This window comes from Flavobacterium sp. (assembly GCF_003525665.1).
Lineage (GTDB): Bacteria > Bacteroidota > Bacteroidia > Flavobacteriales > Flavobacteriaceae > Flavobacterium.
Genome location: NZ_DQDX01000001.1, coordinates 1,280 through 2,166 on the forward strand (window position 1 = coordinate 1,280; position 887 = coordinate 2,166).

Consider the following 887-nt stretch of genomic DNA (forward strand, 5'->3'; position numbering starts at 1 on the left):
AAAAAAAATAATTTTTTTATTTATTGCTTTTTTAAATAAATATTATATATTTCGCAAAAATTAGATTATGACTCCAAAAATCCGTTACGAAATTGAATTTCCTATAAATTCATCGCCACAATTATTGTATCAATACATTTCAACACCTTCTGGTTTACAAGAGTGGTTTGCAGATAGTGTCAATTCTCGTGGTGAGTTCTTTACTTTCGAATGGAATGATGGTGAAGAAAATGCGCGCCTTGCTTCTAAAAAAACTGGAGAAAAAGTTAAATTTAAATGGATTGATGATAATAAAAAAGATACCGAATATTACTTTGAACTCCGAATTCTTGAAGATGAAATAACCAAAGACGTTTCCTTGATGGTAGTTGATTTTGCCGAAGAAGACGAAATTGCCGAATCAAAACAATTATGGGAAAATCAAGTGTCCGATTTAAAACACGTGATTGGTTCTGTGTAAATTCCATTATTTAAAGTTATATTTGTCCCGTTAAAATACGGGACTTTTTTATGATTAATTACAACGGAGAAATCCTTCCATCAGACAATAATTTATCCAGTTCAAACCGCGCTTTTCTTTATGGCGATGGTGTTTTTGAAACTTTAAAAATTGTAAATAATACAATTCTTTTTTTAGAAGATCACTATTTTCGGTTAATGGCTTCCATGAGAATCGTTAGAATGAAAATTCCTAACAACTTCACATTGGAATATTTAGAAGCTCAAATTCTTAATTTGGCGAAAGCCCAAAATTGTGAAAATTCTGCTAGAGTTCGCTTTACAGTTTTTAGAAATGATGGTGGATTTTATTTGCCAAATACCAATTCGGTTTCTTTTCAAATTCAAGTTTTTCCTTTAGAAAATACGTTGTATTCTTTTTCGGATGC

2 protein-coding genes are annotated in these 887 nt (G+C 30.4%); both read left to right on the forward strand.

The genetic code is table 11. The features are described 5' to 3' along the window. Nucleotides 1–67 precede the first annotated feature (67 nt). Nucleotides 68–460 (forward strand): START-like domain-containing protein, encoded by a 393-nt coding sequence (locus DIU01_RS00015; RefSeq protein ID WP_290831218.1) that lies wholly within the window; start codon nt 68–70, stop codon nt 458–460. A 50-nt stretch (nt 461–510) separates the two neighbouring features. Further along, nucleotides 511–887 (forward strand): aminotransferase class IV (locus DIU01_RS00020; RefSeq protein ID WP_290831219.1); only part of this gene is annotated, 377 nt, incomplete at its 3' end.